The organism is Rhodanobacter sp. 7MK24, from assembly GCF_014842995.1.
Classification (GTDB): domain Bacteria; phylum Pseudomonadota; class Gammaproteobacteria; order Xanthomonadales; family Rhodanobacteraceae; genus Rhodanobacter_A.
In genome coordinates this window covers 151,726-167,633 of record NZ_JACYXL010000001.1, presented here as the reverse complement: position 1 = coordinate 167,633, position 15,908 = coordinate 151,726, and the positions used below count along the sequence as shown (strand labels likewise).

Annotated in this window: 12 protein-coding genes; 6 read left to right on the top strand and 6 right to left on the bottom strand. The window is 67.8% G+C overall.

Translation table 11 applies throughout. The annotated features are described in order from the left end of the window. Positions 1-12 precede the first annotated feature (12 nt). The 5 genes from IHE49_RS00685 to IHE49_RS00665 all read left to right on the top strand — a co-directional run bounded on the left by IHE49_RS00685 (position 13) and on the right by IHE49_RS00665 (position 7,247). Positions 13-918, top strand: a complete 906-nt coding sequence (locus IHE49_RS00685) for a dihydrodipicolinate synthase family protein (RefSeq protein ID WP_192153976.1) — start codon at positions 13-15, stop codon at positions 916-918. A gap of 1 nt (position 919) precedes the next feature. Then, positions 920-2,518, top strand: coding sequence for an aldehyde dehydrogenase family protein (locus tag IHE49_RS00680; RefSeq protein ID WP_192153974.1), 1,599 nt, complete (start codon positions 920-922; stop codon positions 2,516-2,518). Next, positions 2,515-3,723 carry a Xaa-Pro peptidase family protein gene (locus IHE49_RS00675; RefSeq protein WP_192153972.1) on the top strand — a complete coding sequence of 403 codons (1,209 nt, stop codon included), beginning with the start codon at positions 2,515-2,517 and terminating at the stop codon, positions 3,721-3,723. Before IHE49_RS00680 ends, IHE49_RS00675 begins: the two co-directional genes overlap by 4 nt. 59 nt (positions 3,724-3,782) lie before the next feature. Further along, a complete protein-coding gene (locus IHE49_RS00670; protein ID WP_192153970.1) occupies positions 3,783-5,558 on the top strand; it encodes a DUF885 family protein in 1,776 nt (591 codons plus the stop codon). 120 nt (positions 5,559-5,678) lie between these two features. After that, the gene (locus IHE49_RS00665; protein WP_192153968.1) at positions 5,679-7,247 is read left to right on the top strand and encodes an APC family permease; all 1,569 of its coding nucleotides are present in this window, start codon (positions 5,679-5,681) and stop codon (positions 7,245-7,247) included. Positions 7,248-7,268: 21 nt separating this feature from the next. Here the strand turns inward: IHE49_RS00665 and IHE49_RS00660 are convergent, their stop codons facing one another. After that, positions 7,269-8,156: a LysR family transcriptional regulator gene (locus IHE49_RS00660; RefSeq protein WP_192153966.1), complete on the bottom strand. Its 888-nt coding sequence runs from the start codon at positions 8,154-8,156 to the stop codon at positions 7,269-7,271. 92 nt (positions 8,157-8,248) lie between these two features. Here IHE49_RS00660 and IHE49_RS00655 point away from each other — a divergent pair, with 92 nt between their 5' ends. After that, positions 8,249-9,274 (top strand): putative sulfate exporter family transporter, encoded by a 1,026-nt coding sequence (locus IHE49_RS00655; protein ID WP_192153964.1) that lies wholly within the window; start codon positions 8,249-8,251, stop codon positions 9,272-9,274. Positions 9,275-9,281: 7 nt separating this feature from the next. Here the strand turns inward: IHE49_RS00655 and IHE49_RS00650 are convergent, their stop codons facing one another. The 5 genes from IHE49_RS00650 to IHE49_RS00630 all read right to left on the bottom strand — a co-directional run bounded on the left by IHE49_RS00650 (position 9,282) and on the right by IHE49_RS00630 (position 15,065). Continuing rightward, complete coding sequence (locus IHE49_RS00650) at positions 9,282-10,316, bottom strand: alpha/beta hydrolase (protein ID WP_192153962.1); 1,035 nt, start codon at positions 10,314-10,316, stop codon at positions 9,282-9,284. Between the two features lie 131 nt (positions 10,317-10,447). Next, positions 10,448-11,146 (bottom strand): tRNA (adenosine(37)-N6)-threonylcarbamoyltransferase complex dimerization subunit type 1 TsaB, encoded by a 699-nt coding sequence (tsaB, locus tag IHE49_RS00645; protein WP_192153960.1) that lies wholly within the window; start codon positions 11,144-11,146, stop codon positions 10,448-10,450. Between the two features lie 272 nt (positions 11,147-11,418). Next, a complete protein-coding gene (lldD, locus tag IHE49_RS00640; RefSeq protein ID WP_192153958.1) occupies positions 11,419-12,555 on the bottom strand; it encodes an FMN-dependent L-lactate dehydrogenase LldD in 1,137 nt (378 codons plus the stop codon). Positions 12,556-12,608: 53 nt separating this feature from the next. Then, positions 12,609-13,007 carry a DUF4440 domain-containing protein gene (locus IHE49_RS00635; RefSeq protein ID WP_192153956.1) on the bottom strand — a complete coding sequence of 133 codons (399 nt, stop codon included), beginning with the start codon at positions 13,005-13,007 and terminating at the stop codon, positions 12,609-12,611. A 111-nt stretch (positions 13,008-13,118) separates the two neighbouring features. After that, positions 13,119-15,065 carry an ATP-dependent DNA helicase gene (locus tag IHE49_RS00630; RefSeq protein ID WP_192153954.1) on the bottom strand — a complete coding sequence of 649 codons (1,947 nt, stop codon included), beginning with the start codon at positions 15,063-15,065 and terminating at the stop codon, positions 13,119-13,121. Positions 15,066-15,908: the final 843 nt, after the last annotated feature.

Below are 15,908 nucleotides of genomic sequence, written 5' to 3'. Positions count from 1 at the left end.
AGGTAGTTGACCATGAGCAATGCATCCATCTGGCACGGCGTCATTCCCGCCATCACCACGCCGTTCGCCGCCGACGGCCAGGTCGATCACGCCTTTCTCGCCGAGCACGCCCGCACCCTGATCGACAGCGGTTGCAAGGGCATCGTGCCGCTGGGCTCGCTGGGCGAGGCGGCGACGCTGACGTTCGACGAAAAGCTGGCGATCATCCGCACCCTGGTGAAGGCGCTGGACGGACGCGCGCCGGTGATCCCCGGCATTGCCGCGCTGTCCACCGACGAAGCCGCGCGCCTCGCCCGCGAGGCCAAGGCCCTGGGCTGCGGCGGCCTGATGGTGCTGCCGCCCTACGTGTACTCCACCGACTGGCGCGAGATGGGCGCGCACCTGCGCGCAGTGATCGCCGCCACCGACCTGCCGTGCATGCTCTACAACAATCCGGTCGCCTACAAGACCGACTTCACGCCTGAGCAGATCGCCGAACTCGCGCACGCCTACCCCAACGTGCAGGCGGTGAAGGAGTCCTCCGGCGACGTGCGCCGCTTCGCCGCCTTGCGTGCATTGCTGGGCGACCGCCTCGAACTGCTGGTGGGCATGGACGACGCCATCGTCGAAGGCGTGGCGATGGGCGCGCGCGGCTGGATCGCCGGCCTGGTCAATGCCTATCCGAAGGAATCGGTGAAGCTGTTCGAACTGGCACGCGATGGCGGCGCCGATGCAGCCGCCGAGCTGTATGCCTGGTTCCTGCCGCTGCTGCGGCTGGATACCGTGCCGAAGTTCGTACAGCTGATCAAGCTGGTGCAGCAGAAGGTCGGCTTGGGCAACGAACGCGTGCGCGCGCCGCGGCTGCTCATCGAAGGTGCCGAACGCGATGCCGCGCTGCGCGTGATCGACCATGCCATCGCCAACGCGCCGGCGCTCTGAGATGGTCGCGCAACCTGTATTGATCGCGGGCGAGTGGCGGCCGGCCAGCGAACCGACCGCCAGCTTCCGCGCCGAGGATCCCGCCACCGGCAACACCATCGGCGCGGAGTTCCCGGTCAGTGGCGCCGCCGACGTGGAAGCCGCCATCGCCGCGGCAGCTGCGGTGGCGGACGAACTGGCGCGGACGCCGCCGGAGCAGATCGCCACCTTCCTCGACGCCTATGCCAACGGTATCGAACGCGATGCCGAAGCGCTGGTCGCGCTGGCCCATGCCGAAACCGCGCTGCCCGCCGAGACCCGGCTGGCCAAGGTGGAACTGCCGCGCACCTGCGGCCAGTTGCGCCAGGCCGCGCGCGCCGTGCGCAATTTCGGCTGGACGCAGCCGGTGATCGATACCGCGGCAGGCCTGCGCAGTCATCGCGCTCCGCTGCACAAACCCGTGCTGGTGTTCGGGCCGAACAATTTCCCGTTCGCCTTCAACGCAATCGCGGGCAGCGATTTCGCCTCGGCGATCGCAGCGCGCAATCCGGTGATCGCGAAGGCGCATCCGTCGCATCCGGCCACCTGCGAGCGGCTGGCGCAGTTGGCCCATGTCGCGCTGCGCGAGGCCGGACTGCCCGCGGCGGCGGTGCAGATGCTCTACCGGTTCGACGCGTCGCTTGGGCTGAAACTGGCCGGCGATCCGCGCCTGGGCGCCATCGGTTTCACCGGCGGCCGTCCCACCGGCCTGGCACTGAAAGCCGCTGCCGACGCGGCCGGCGTGCTGGCTTATCTGGAGCTGTCCAGCATCAACCCGGTCTTCCTGCTGCCTGGCGCCCTGGCCGAACGTGGCACGGCGCTGGCGCAGGAATTCTTCAGCTCCTGCACGATGGGCAGCGGCCAGTTCTGCACCAATCCCGGCGTGGTGGTGGTGCCGCGCGGCGCCGACGGCGATGCCTTCGTTGCCGCCGCCACCGCGCACTTTGCCGCAGCCGCCCCGGGCGTGCTGTTTTCGCGCGGCGTGCTGGAGCACCTGCAACGCGGCGTGGACACCCTGCGCAAGGCCGGCGCCGCCACGCTTGCCGGCGGCGCCGCCGCAGGGCCGGGCCATCGCTACCAGCCCACCCTGCTGCAAGTGGATGCCGCGCAGTTCCTGCATGCACCGCAGGCGCTGCAGACCGAGGCGTTCGGCCCGGTCAGCCTGCTGGTGCGCGCCGACGATGTCGCGCAGATGGCCGCGCTGGCAGCGGCGTTCGAAGGCAACCTCACCGGCACGATTTACAGCGCCGCCGGCGACAGCGACGACCATGCATGGGCGCAAGTCGCCGCTGCGCTGCGTCCGCGCGTGGGCCGGCTGATCGGCAACCGCATGCCGACCGGCGTGGCGGTGAGCCCGGCAATGAACCACGGCGGCCCCTACCCAAGCACCGGCCATCCCGGCTTCACCGCGGTCGGCATGCCGGCGGCGATCCAGCGCTTCACCGCCCTGCACTGTTACGACCATGTGCCGGACGGGCAGTTGCCGCCGGAACTGCGCGACCGCAATCCGGGCGGCGTGGCACGGCAGATCGACGGCCACTGGTGCGTCGACGATGTCGATGCCGGGGCGCCCGCCGCATGATGCCGGCGCGGCAGATCGGCGGTCTCGACCTCGCCCACGCCCGGGCGATGCTGGCGCCGTGGCCGGCACCGGCGGCGGCCATCGCCACCACGGAATACGAGCAGCGACTGGAGCGCGCCCGCGCCCTGATGCGCGAGCAACGCATCGACGCACTGCTGATCACCGCCGGTACCTCGCTGCGCTATTTCAGCGGAATCGGCTGGGGCGCCAGCGAGCGCCTGCTCGGCCTGCTGCTGACCGCGCGCGGCGAGCCGCTGGTGATCTGCCCCGCGTTCGAGGCCGGCTCGCTGGCCCACGCCCTGCGCATCCCGGCTGGACTGCGCTACTGGGAAGAGCACGAAGATCCGCAGGCCCTGGTCGCCGATGCGCTGCACGAACGCGGTGCGGGCAACCTTGCGCTCGATCCGGCCGCGCCCAGCGTGGTCGCCGAACGCCTGCGCGCAGCGCTGGCCGGCACGCCGGTGGTCGATGCCAGCGCCATCGTCGATGGTTGCCGCATGTGCAAGTCGCCGGCCGAACTCGCCCTGATGCAACAGGCCACCGCGATGACGCTGCAGGTGCACCGGCTGGCCGCCGGACTGGTCCGCGAAGACATCAGCAGCATCGAACTGACCCGCTTCATCGACGATGCGCACCGCGCGCTGGGCGCCGACAACGGCTCCACGTTCTGCATCGTGCAGTTCGGCCGCGCCACGGCGTATCCGCACGGCATCCCGGGCGAGCAGCGCTTGGCCGAAAACGAAATGGTGCTGATCGACACCGGCTGCAGCGTGCAGGGCTACCAGTCCGACATTACCCGCACCTACATCTTCGGCCGGCCAACGGCGGAACAGGAACGCATCTGGGCACTCGAGCAAGCGGCGCAACGCGCGGCGTTCGAAGCGGTACGGCCCGGCGTGCCATGCGCCGCGGTGGATGCCGCGGCACGCGCCGTGGTGGAGCGCGCCGGCCTCGGTCCCGACTACCGCCTGCCCGGCATCCCGCACCGCACCGGCCACGGTTGCGGCCTGAGCATCCACGAGACGCCCTACCTGGTACGCGGCAACGCCACCGAGCTGCAGCCGGGCATGTGCTGCAGCGACGAACCGATGATCGTGCTGCCCGACCGCTTCGGCGTGCGACTGGAAGACCACTTCCACGTCACCGGCGACGGTGCCGCCTGGTTCACGCCACCGTCGCCCGCCATCGACCAGCCGTTCGCCTGATCCTCCCGACACCACGCCATCCCTACGCGCGCCATCGACCACCTCGGAGACCACCGCTCATGAACAAGCTGTTCGCCAGCCTGGGATGCGCCGCCTGCCTGGCCGCCTCGGTTCATGCCGGGGCCGCCGACGATGCCGCTGCCCGCTTCCACGCGATCTACACGCAGGAATGGAGTTGGCGCCAGCAGCAGTTCCAGGGGCTGGACGACGAGGACAGCCAGGGCGCGCCTTCGGACCACCTGCCCAGGGTCGACGCCGCCACCCAGTCGGCGCGCGAACGCTACTGGACCGAGGTGCTGGAAAGACTCGACGCGATCAAGCCCGCCGAACTGCACGGCGAAGAGGCGGTGAACTACGCGGTCTACCGCTTCCAGATCGAAACCCTGCTGGCCGAGCAGCATTTCCGCACCTGGGAAATGCCCTTCAACAGCGACTCGGGCTTCTGGAGCGACCTGGGCTTCACGGCCCGCGCCCACTACGCCCAGCCGAAGGAATACCAGGACTACATCGGCAAGCTGCGTGACATCCCGCGCTATTTCGCCGAAGAAACCGACAACATGCGACTGGGCCTGGCACGCGGTTTCAGCCAGCCGAAGGTCATTCTCCAGGGACGCACGCAATCGATCAGCGACGTGATCGACGCACCCGGCGAGAGCAATCTTTTCTACACGCCGTTCAAGCAGATGCCGGCCAGCATTCCCGCCGCCGAGCAGGCGACGCTGCGCGCCGACGCGCTGGCGGCGATCAAGGATGCGGTGATCCCCGCCTACGCGAAGCTGCTCCGCTTCATGCAGGACGAGTACATCCCCAGGGCACGCACCGGCATCGCCGCCGAGGACCTGCCCGATGGCAAGGCCTTCTACCAGGCGCAGATCCGCGAATACACCACGCTGGACATGAGCCCCGACGCCATCCACCAGCTCGGCCTCGAGCAGATGGCGATCATCCACCGGCAGATGCTGGATACCATCACGCTGGCCGGCTTCAAGGGCAGCTTCGCCGACTTCCTGCACTTCCTGCGCACCGATCCGCGCTTCTATGCCAGGACGCCGGAGGAATTGCTGAAGGATGCGGCCTGGATCGCCAAGCAAGTCGACGGCAAGGTCGGCGACTACATCGGCCGCCTGCCGCGTCGCCGTTTCGCGATCGAGCCGGTGCCGCCCGACCTGGCACCGATCTACACCGGTGGCCGCGGCGGCCCGGGCATCTACCTGGTCAACACCTACAACCTTCCCTCGCGTCCGCTGTATTCGCTGCCCGCGCTGACCCTGCACGAGTCCTCGCCCGGCCATGCGCTGCAGATGCCGCTGGCGGCGGAGATGGAGGGCCTGCCGGACTTCCGCCGCTATTCGTACATCTCCGCCTACGGCGAGGGATGGGCGCTGTACTGCGAATACCTCGGCCAGGAAATGGGCATCTACCACACGCCTTACGAACAGTTCGGCTATCTGAGCTACCAGGCCTGGCGCGCGGCGCGGCTGGTGGTGGACACCGGCATCCATCACCTGCATTGGACGCGCGCGCAGGCACAGGACTATCTGCGCGAAAACACCGCGCTGGCCGACCACGAGATCGAGACCGAGGTGGATCGCTACATCGCCTGGCCGGGACAAGCGCTGTCTTACTACCTCGGCGAGATGGCCATCCGCCAGGATCGTGCGCGCGCCGAGCAGGCGCTGGGGACGAAGTTCGACATCCGCGCCTTCCATGACGCAGTGCTGTCCACCGGCTCGGTGCCGCTGCCGGTATTGAACGAGCGCATCGACCGCTTCATCGACGACGGCGGCAAATCGCCTTACGCCGACGACGGGCATTGCGACTGCAAGTCACCATGACGGTACGGCGCCGGCCGGGATCGGCCAGCGCCGCGTCGAAGCCTGCGTCACTCCACTACCGCCCGTGACCACGCATCCATGGCCACGGGTTCCGTCCAAGCCGCCGCCGGATCACGCCTCATGCCATCGACGGGAAAATTCCATCGCCAGCTCAGCCTTGCCGACCTGACCTTCATCGGCCTCGGCGCCATTTTCGGTTCCGGCTGGCTGTTCTCGGCCAGCCATGTCTCGGCGATTGCGGGTCCGGCCGGCATGCTGTCCTGGCTGATCGGCGGCGCGGCCGTGCTGCTGCTCGGCATCGTCTACTGCGAACTCGGCGCCGCGCTGCCCCGCGCCGGCGGCGTGGTGCGCTACCCGGAGTATTCGCACGGGCTGCTGCTGGGTTCGCTGATGGGCTTCATCACCCTGATCGCGTTTTCCAGCCTGATCGCGATCGAGACCGTGGCGTGCCGCCAATACGCAGCGGCCTGGTTCCCCGCGCTGAGCCGGGATGCGGCAGGCGACCCCACCGTGCTCGGCTGGCTGGTCCAGCTGGCGCTGCTGGCGCTGTTCTTCGCGCTCAACTATTTCAGCGTGAAGACCTTCGCCAAGGCGAACAATTTCATCAGCATCTTCAAGTTCGTCGTGCCGCTGCTGGTGGTCGTCGTGCTGCTGGCGCACTTCCAGCCGCGGAACATGAGCCTGCACGGCTTTGCCCCGAACGGCTTCAGCGGCGTGGAAGGCGCGGTTTCCGCCGGCGGCATCATCTTCGCCTACCTGGGACTGACGCCGATCATCTCGGTGGCCAGCGAGGTCCGCAACCCGCAACGCACGATCCCGATCGCGCTGATCCTCTCGGTGCTGCTTTCCACCGTGATCTACCTGCTGCTCCAGATGGCCTTCCTGGGCAGCATCCCCACCGGCCTGCTGGCCGGAGGCTGGAGCAGCACCGGCACGATGTTCTCGTTGCCCTACCACGACATCGCGCTGACGCTGGGCATCGGCTGGCTGGCCGCACTGGTGGTCTGCGATGCGGTGATCTCGCCCAGCGGCACCGGCAACATCTACATGAACGCCACGCCGCGGGTGGTCTATGGCTGGGCGCACAGCGGCACGTTCTTCAAGGTGTTCACGCGCATCGACGGCAAGTCCGGCATCCCGCGCCCGGCGCTCTGGCTGAGCTTCGCGCTGTCGATCTTCTGGACCCTGCCGTTCCCTTCGTGGGAGGCGATGATCAGCGTGGTCTCGGCCGCCCTGGTGCTGAGCTACGCCGTGGCGCCGATCACCGTGGCGGCATTGCGCCGCAACGCGCCGCAGTTGCCGCGACCCTTCCTGGTGCGCGGCTTCGGCGTGATCGGACCAGCCTCGTTCGTGATCGCGACGCTGATCGTGTACTGGTCGAGCTGGCAGACAGTGTCGTGGCTGCTGGGCCTGCAGATCGCGCTGTTCGCCATCTATGTGCTGTACCGGCTGCCCTCGCCCGCAGGCCGCGCCAGGCTGCGCCAGGAGGTGCATTCGTCGGCGTGGCTGATCGCCTACTACGCGCTGCTCATCGCGCTGTCCTGGCTGGGTACCTTCGGCGGCCGCGGCATCATCGGCCATCCCTGGGATACCGCGGCCGTCGCGCTGGTCGGCCTGGCCATCTATTACTGGGGCGCCCGCACCGGCCTGCCGGCGCACCTGCTCGACCTGGGCCGCGACGACGACTGACGCTGATACGCCGCGACGCGGCTAGCGTTCCAGGCCGGCCTGCGCGATGAAGGCGTCCAGCAGCGCGCCGCGGTATTTCTGGCGATGGACCAGCATGGACAGCTTGCGGCGCAGGTCGAGGAACGGCGTCTTCAACGCCTTCAGGCGACCGGTGGCGAGCGCGTCGGTGACCGCCACCTGCGGCAGGCAGGCGATGCCGAGGCCGGCGATCACTGCCTGCTTGATCGCCTCGATCTGATCCAGCTCCAGCACGGTCTCGCCGGGCGGCAGCTGCGACAGCACGCGCTCGCTGGTGGCGCGGGTGGCCGAGCCCGGCTCGCGCATCACCCAGCGCGCACCGGCGAAATCGGCAGGCTTCAAGCCGCGCCTGCGCGCCAACGGATGGTCTGGTGGCGCACACACCACCAGCAGGTCGTCGCGCCATGGCCGCACTTCCAGTTGCGGATGCGTCACCGGACCCTCCACACAGCCGAGGTCGAGACTATGGTCGAGCATCGCCGCGGCAATCGTGTCGGTGTTCGCCACACGCAGGCGGATCGCCACCTGCGGCTGCGCACGCACGAACTCGCCCAGCAGTTCGCCCACGCGATAATTGCCCACCGTGTTGCTGGCGCCGATGCGCAGCTCGCCGGAAAGCGCGTCGCCCTCCTCGCGCCCGCGACGGCCGAATTCGGCGTGGCGCTCCAGCAGTTCCTGCGCCAGCGGCAACAGCTCGCGGCCACGCGGGTTCAGCCGCAAGCGGCCGCGCTCGCGGGCAAACAGCGGCGCGTCGAGCTGTCGCTCCAGCTCGGCCAACGCCATGCTGGCGGCCGGCTGGGTCAGGTACAACCGCTCGGCCGCGCCGCGCACGCTACCCAGCAAGGCGATCTGCACGAACACTTCGAGCTGGCGCGGGCTGATGTTGTTCATCATTCAATCTTATACGAACGATCAGATATTCCAAGTTTTCCTGATTGAATGCGGCGCGGACAATGGCGCGCATCGACATAAGGCCGTACCCCATGAACGCCCCTCTTGCTGCCGCCCTTGCCCGCCCCACCCTGCGCAGCCGCGCGCCCGGCCTGCTGCTCGCGATCGCGATCGCGCTCGTCGCGTGGTGGCTGGGTCGGCTGCTGCCGCTGATCGGGGGGCCGGTGATCGGCATCCTGCTCGGCATCGCGGTGCGCAACATCGTTGCCCCGGATGCGCGCTTCACGCCCGGCATCGCCTTCGCCGGCAAGCAGGTGCTGCAGTGGTCGATCATCGCGCTGGGCTTCGGCCTCAGCCTCACCCAGGTGGCGAAGACCGGGCTGGAGTCGTTGTCGGTGACCCTGGTGACATTGACCGTGGCCTTCCTCAGCGCGTGGGCGCTGGGCCGCTGGCTGGGCGTGCACGACAAGTTGAAGATCCTGATCGGCGTGGGCACCGCGATCTGCGGCGGCTCGGCCATCGCCGCGGTGACGCCGATCATCAAGCCCGACGAACACGACACCGCGTTCGCGATCTCCACCATCTTCCTGTTCAACGTGGTGGCGGTGCTGCTGTTCCCACTGCTCGGTCACCTGCTGCACCTCAGCGACCTCGGCTTCGGCCTGTGGGCCGGCACCGCGATCAACGACACCTCGTCGGTGGTGGCCGCCGGCTACAGCTTCAGTCACGCGGCGGGCGACTACGCCACCATCGTCAAGCTCACCCGCGCCACGCTGATCATCCCGATCTGCTTGATTCTCGCCTTCGCGGTGGCCGCGCGCGAAAAGAAGATGGGCGCCACCGACTTCAGCCTGCGCCGCATCTTCCCTTGGTTCATCCTGTGGTTCCTGGTGGCCTCGGCGCTGCGCACCGCCGGCCTCATCCCCGTCGTAATCCAGCCCGCGTTGCACGCTGCCGCCGAGTTCCTGATCATCGTCGCGCTCACCGCGATCGGCCTCTCCGCCAACCTGCGCAAGATGATCGCCAGCGGCCCGCGGCCGATCCTGCTGGGGCTGGGCGTGTGGGCGGCGGTGTCGGTAAGCAGCCTGGCGGTGCAGTTGTTGATTGGGCAGTTGTGATTGCCGATCACTGGGTCTTTCGCATGTCTTCCCTTGCAATCGACAACGCTTGGTCGATGGCATCGATCACGATTTGCGGGTGTTCGTACTGGATGTAATGGCCCGAATTCGGCACGATCTCGTTCACGCCGCGCGTGGACATTGCGGCTACATCCAGATGCAGCGACTCCCACAGCAGCGTGCGCTGGTTCCGTTCTTCCTGGGTTTCGTCCTTCGCTTTCGGATAGGGCGAGTGGGTCAGCACGATGATCGGCATGTCGCCGTAATGTCTGCGCGTGGCGCGCGCCTGGTCGGCGCTGGCGTAGGCCACGGACTGGCGCTCGGAGGCAGCCGCACTCTGCCAGCGCACGGTCGCTGCATAGCGCGCCTGTGCTGCATTGATGGCCGGACTGAAGCGCGGATCGGGATCGCCTACGCATTTCTTGTAGGCCGGGGTGCCGGGGACGAGGCCGCGCCTCGCCTCATCCACGCAACTGCCGTATTCCTTCAGGAAGGCATCCCACTTGGCTTGCTGACCCGGTGCGCCAATGGCCCATCCACGCACCCATTGATCCTCGTGCGAGCCTTCGACCGAAACCATGCCGACTACCTCGTCGGGATAGCGGTCGGCATAAACGCGGATGTACATGCCCGCCGCCGAGTGGCCGACAAGAACATATGGCGGAGCGACATGAGCCGCCTTGAGCAAGGCATGCAGATCCTCGGCGATGTTGGCCGCGGCACTCGGGCGGCTTGAGCCATCGCTGAAACCCAGGCCGGCGCGATCGTAGGAACAGACCTTCGTTCTGGCGGCGAGGGCCGGCTGCACCAGTGCCCACGAAATGGTGGAATCGCCCATGCCTGCATCCAGGATGACGGTCGGCGAACCGGACCCCAGGCAATAGATGTTCATGCGCCGCCCATGATCCATGTCCACGAGCTGCTGCGGCTTCGTGTACACGGGACTGGTGACCAGTGGCTTGGCGGCTTCCTGTCCCAGGCATTGGGCTGCGAAGACCACACCGACAGAAAGGATCGCCGTTGCGGCAATGCGTAGATACATGCTTGTCCCCTGTTTGACTGGCAGCCGCGAAGCGGTCGCCCACTTAGCTACCGCCACTCTATGGCAGTGGCACGATCACCGTCCATGTGGATTCATTGCCGCGGAGTTGTCGCCTCGCAGACGTATGCGAGCTAGGCCTTCCCCTGCTCCACCAGCGTCAACGCCACCTTGTCGCGTAGATAGACCGGCAACGCGTGTTCCGGTGCCTGCGCGCGACCAGCCTTGAATTCGCGCGCGGCGAGTTCGGCGACGTGCAGGGCTTGCGGGTAACGCGCGCCGTCGGCAAAACGCGGGGTTGCGCCCAGTCGTTCGCGCAGCACGGCTTCATAGGTGGCCCAGCCGCTGCCCACTACCTGCCAGGAGTGGGCCTCGGGCAGCAGCAGGGATTCGGCGGTGCAGACCCGCTCGCCGTCCAGCGCAACGAGGCCGCCTTCGCCATCGCGGCGATAACTGGCGGCGTAGATCTCGCCCATGCGGGCATCGATCACAGCGAGGATGGCGTCGGTGTCATCGCCGTCGTCCGGCGCCTCCAGCGCCAGTGCGGCGAGCGAGGAGACGGTGACCACGGGCACGTCCAGCGCCAAGGCCATGCCTTGCGCCAGCGACACCGCGAGGCGCACGCCGGTGAAGGCACCGGGGCCACGGCCGACCGCAATCACATCCAGGGCATGACGCCCCAAGCCGGCCTCGGCCAGCAGTTCGTCCGCCATCGGCAATACGCGCTCGGCGTGGCGGCGGGGCGCGAGTTCGCTGCGGGCGACCACTTCGTCGCCGTGGATCAGGGCGACGGAGCAGGCTTCGGTGGCTGTTTCGATGGCGAGCAGGTTCATGGCCGGCCCATGATAGCTGCAGGTTGTGCGCATCACGCTGCTGCAACGCGTTGCGCGTGAAAGCACTGGATGACTCGCTGCGCTCGCCCCTGCGAGGCCGCCCTTTGGGCGTTCTGCGCGCAGCGCGCTTGTCCTGCTTGCGCAGGGATGACGGGCAAAAAGACCTGCACCGACCATGATCGTAGCTCCCTGTTGCGGAAGTACGAATCACAACAACACGCGAGGTGTTCCCGCAGGCAGATGTGGGCCACGAACGGACTGCAGCGTGGCTTTTATACGGCGGCCAGGCTCTCGCGCGAAATGCCGGCCAGCGACCTCGCGCCGGTCAGCGTCATCGCGACGCGCATCTCGCTGGCGATCAGGTCCAGCAGATGGGCGACGCCCTGCTCGCCCCTCGCCGCCAGCGCATAGACGAAGGCCCGGCCCAGCAGCACGCCGTCGGCACCCAGCGCGAGCATGCGCACCACGTCGAGGCCGCTGCGCACGCCGGAGTCGGCGAGGATCTTCAATTCGCCCTTCACCGCATCGGCGATCGCCGGCAGGGCGCGCGCGGAAGACAGCACGCCATCCAGCTGACGGCCGCCGTGGTTGGACACCACGATGCCGTCGGCACCGAAGCGCACCGCCTCCTTCGCGTCCTGCGGGTCGAGAATGCCCTTGATGAGCATCGCGCCCTTCCAGGATTCGCGTATCCATTCCAGGTCGCGCCAGCCGATAGACGGATCGAAGTTCTTGCCCAGCCAGCCGATGTAGTCCTCCAGCCCGATGCGGTGGCCGAGATAGGCCGATACATTGCCGAGGTCATGCGGCCGGCCCAGCAGGCCCACGTCCCACGACCAGCGCGGATGACACATCGCCTGCCAGATGCGGCGCGACGCGGCATGGGGCCCCGACATGCCCGAATGCGCATCGCGGTAGCGCGCGCCCGGCACCGGCATGTCCACGGTGAACACCAGGGTGCGCACGCCGGCGGCCCAGGCGCGATCCAGCGCGTTGCGCATGAAGGCGCGGTCGCGCAGCACGTAAAGCTGGAACCAGATCGGCCGCGACACCTGCGCCTGCACTTCCTCGATGGGGCACACCGACACCGTGGACAGCGTGAACGGCACGCCCTTCGCCGCCGCCGCGCGCGCCGCCTGCACCTCGCCGCGCCGCGCGTACATGCCGGTGAGCCCTACCGGCGCCAGCGCCACGGGCAGGCTCAGCTTCTCGCCGAACAGTTCAGTGGAGAGATCCACCTCCCCGACCTCCTTCAATACACGCTGACGCAACGCAAGACCGCGCAAGTCGTCCACGTTGCGGCGCAGGGTCTGCTCGTCGTAGGCGCCACCGTCGATGTAGTGGAACAGGAACGGCGGCAGCCGGCGTTGCGCAGCCGCGCGGTAATCGAGGGCGGAGGAAATGATCATGGCGACGAACTCTGCTACGCCACCACGCGGCACGCAATACTCGGAGCCTGCTCTCAGGTATCCGCGACCACCGTGCCCTGATGGAACACGATCTTCCAGCCGTCCGCATCGCGGCGCCAGATCGTGGCGCGGCGCGTCACGCGTTCGCCCTGGCGCAAGGTGTAGGTCAGCAGATAGACCGCTTCGGCAAGCTGGCGGCAGTGGAAGTCGCCGGTTTCATACGGATCGGGCTGCGGGTTGCGTTGGCGTTCGTCGAGGACGTCGAGCACGTGCTCGCGGCTGTAGCGGTTGCCGGAAGCGCCCACCTCCCAGAAATCCTCCGCCGTCATGGCAAGGTGGTCGGTGCGAGTCGCGCCGAATTCCGGACGATGGAAGATCGGTTCGCGCCGGCGCAGTTCGTCCAGCACGGGCAGCAACGCCGGATCAGTGCGCAGCTCGGGTTCGCGGCTCATGCGGCTGGCTCCCCATGACATTCCCGTTCTGGCGTCGTGCCCGCGAAAGCGGGCATCCATTTTCGAATACGCCGGAGATCCACATGGACGCCCGCTTTCGCGGGCACGACGTCAACACACATTACGCTCATCGACGAGCGGCGCGAAGAACGCCTCTGCATCCACCAGTTCGCGGGTGCGCGGCATCGGCGGCAGGCTGGCGAGGAACAGCTTGCCGTAACCCTTGGTGGCGAGGCGCGGATCGCACAACACCAGGACGCCGCGGTCGGTGACGCTGCGGATCAAGCGGCCGGCCCCCTGTTTCAGCGCGATGGCCGCGGCGGGCACCTGCCAACCCATGAATGGATTGATGCCCTGCTGTTCCAGCGCTTCCAGCCGCGCGACCAATACCGGATCGTCGGGTGCGGCGAACGGCAGCTTGTCGATCACCACCACGCTGAGCGCGTCGCCGGCCACGTCCACACCTTCCCAGAAACTCGCCGCGCCCAGCAGCACACCGTGCCCCGAATGGCGGAAATCCTCCAGCAGCTGGTGGCGCGGCGCCGTACCCTGCACGAACAGCGGCCACGGCACGCGTTCGGCCAACAGTTCGGCGGCGCGACGCAACGCGCGATGCGAAGTGAACAGCAGGAAGGCACGGCCGTTCGATGCCTGCAACACCGGCAGCACGACATCGAGCACGCGCTCGGTGTAGTCGCGCGCAGCGGGATCAGGCAGGCCTTGGGGCATGTAGCACAGAGCCTGCTTCGCATAGTCGAACGGACTTTCCAGCAACAGCGCCTGCGGCTCGTCCAACCCGAGCTGGCGTGCGAAGTGCTCGAACCGGCCGGCCACCGACAGCGTGGCCGAGGTGAACACCCAGGCGGCCTCGCTGCGTTCGCGCATCGCTCGCAGCGGCGCGGCGAGATCCAGCGGCGTGGCGTGCAACGCGAATCCGCGCGGGAAGAGTTCGTACCAGCGCACGTCGCGATCGGACGCCTGCTCGAGGATGCGCTCCAGCCGTTCGGCCAGCATCGCCGCCCGCTCATATGCATTGGCGAAACCGCGCGAGCGCTCGGCCTGCGAAGCGAGCAGGTCAGCCAGCGTGCTCAGCAGGTCACCTACTTCGCGCAGCCCGTCGTGCACCTCGCCCGATCCTTCCAGGGCGGCGAACGTGCCGCGCAGCCCCAACGGTTCCATGGCGAGGCGCAGCTTGCGCAATGCCTCCTGCAGCGCCTCCACCGGCTCCAGCAGCAAGCCGATGGCGCCGGTGACGCCGCTGCATTCGCGCAGGCTGTCCTGCGCGAGGTCCCCGAGCTGGCGCGCGCTCACGCTTTGCGAGAAGAATTGCCCGGCAAGCTCGGGCACCTGGTGCGCCTCGTCGAGGATGAAGGCCGCCGCGCCTGGCAGGATCTCGCCGAAGCCTTCCTGCTTGAGCGCAAGGTCGGCGAACAGCAGGTGATGGTTCACCACCACGAGATCGGCTTCCTGCGCTTCGCGACGTGCCTTGAACACGTGGCAATCGTCGTAGAACGGGCACTCCACGCCCAGGCAGTTCTCCGGCGTGGAGGTGACCCGCGGCCACAGCGGCGATTCCTCCGGCACCTCGGCCAGTTCCATGCGGTCGCCGCGTCGCGTACGCGCCGACCACGCACGTATCGTCGCCAGTTGCGCGGCCTGTGGCTTGTCGAAGCTCGCGCCTTCGCGCACGGTCTGGTCGAGCCGGTACAGGCACAGGTAGTTCGCGCGCCCCTTCAGCAGTGCCGTCTTTAGTCGTAGGCCGAGCACGGAGACCACCTTCGGCAGGTCGCGAAAGTAAAGCTGGTCCTGCAGCGCCTTGGTGCCGGTGGAAACGATCACCCGCTCGCCCGAGCGCAGCGCGGGCACAAGGTAGGCGTAGGTCTTGCCGGTACCGGTACCGGCCTCGGCGATCAGCGTCTCGCGCCCGGCGATGGCCTGCGCCACGGCCTCGGCCATCGCCTGCTGTACGGCACGCGGCGCGAAGTTCGGCAGTTCGCGCGCGAACGGGCCATCGGGGCCGAGCAACGCGGCGGCGTCGATATCGTCGTGATCAATCATCTGCGCCAGTATCGCCGCAGCGGCTGCGCCTGCAAATGCGCGGTGTGCGCGGACTGTCCCTCGAAGCGGCGGAAGTCCTCCAGCAACCCGGCGGTGCGGGGGCACCGCCGGGTTGCCGGAAAAGCGCCATCCCGACGCAGACCTGCATGCTCGCGGGGCAAGGCATGCATACCACTCCAAGCCGTCGGGTCGGCGGCGTGTTCACGAACGCCCCTGCTCCTGAGCGCCACAGACGGTGGCGACAGCCTCGGGATACCCGAACCATCGACGACCGCAGCGACGCATTCCGACCCGTCTCAGGTAGTCAGACGTTTGAGGGACGGAAAATTGAAATGGCAACCTTCCGGCCGATGAAACGGCCACAGCCCAGGCCCGGACCGGTCACTCGCGACCACATGGCCTGAGCACCTGTTCAAAGTCTCTTGCGGCCCGCGCCGGAAGCTGTCTGCACGCAACCCGAGAAAGAGCGGACGCGTGAGCATCCGTCCATGACCGAGCGATGACGCCGACCTGTGCGCAAAGAGACCTGCCCTCCCCGGTGAACTGGAACCCCCAGTTTCCAGATACGGCGCGGCGTGAGCGTCCGGTCTATCGCATGGGCGGCAGCGGCTCCAATACGTCGACACAACTGCTTGCAGCTCCGGCGGATTGAACCTGGCCTTTTTGGGGGGCCACCTTGCCTGACTCCGGGCGTCCTGCCCTCCGCCCTTCGGGCCGGTTTCGCCGTTCGCCACCGCTCGTGCGGTGGCGTGGGTCAGCAAGGAAAGGGGACTCGGCGAAGGCAGGCGAACGAAACCGCCATGTTCCTTGCGACAGCGAGGAAGATCTCCCCGTCGAAACAAA

Bases quoted from the DNA above. Each gene is read 5' to 3' on its own strand.
- IHE49_RS00685 (WP_192153976.1), top strand. From the start codon at position 13: ATGAGCAATGCATCCATCTGGCACGGCGTCATTCCCGCCATCACCACG.
- IHE49_RS00680 (WP_192153974.1), top strand. From the start codon at position 920: ATGGTCGCGCAACCTGTATTGATCGCGGGCGAGTGGCGGCCGGCCAGC.
- IHE49_RS00675 (WP_192153972.1), top strand. From the start codon at position 2,515: ATGATGCCGGCGCGGCAGATCGGCGGTCTCGACCTCGCCCACGCCCGG.
- IHE49_RS00670 (WP_192153970.1), top strand. From the start codon at position 3,783: ATGAACAAGCTGTTCGCCAGCCTGGGATGCGCCGCCTGCCTGGCCGCC.
- IHE49_RS00665 (WP_192153968.1), top strand. From the start codon at position 5,679: ATGCCATCGACGGGAAAATTCCATCGCCAGCTCAGCCTTGCCGACCTG.
- IHE49_RS00660 (WP_192153966.1), bottom strand. From the start codon at position 8,156: ATGAACAACATCAGCCCGCGCCAGCTCGAAGTGTTCGTGCAGATCGCC.
- IHE49_RS00655 (WP_192153964.1), top strand. From the start codon at position 8,249: ATGAACGCCCCTCTTGCTGCCGCCCTTGCCCGCCCCACCCTGCGCAGC.
- IHE49_RS00650 (WP_192153962.1), bottom strand. From the start codon at position 10,316: ATGTATCTACGCATTGCCGCAACGGCGATCCTTTCTGTCGGTGTGGTC.
- tsaB (WP_192153960.1), bottom strand. From the start codon at position 11,146: ATGAACCTGCTCGCCATCGAAACAGCCACCGAAGCCTGCTCCGTCGCC.
- lldD (WP_192153958.1), bottom strand. From the start codon at position 12,555: ATGATCATTTCCTCCGCCCTCGATTACCGCGCGGCTGCGCAACGCCGG.
- IHE49_RS00635 (WP_192153956.1), bottom strand. From the start codon at position 13,007: ATGAGCCGCGAACCCGAGCTGCGCACTGATCCGGCGTTGCTGCCCGTG.
- IHE49_RS00630 (WP_192153954.1), bottom strand. From the start codon at position 15,065: ATGATTGATCACGACGATATCGACGCCGCCGCGTTGCTCGGCCCCGAT.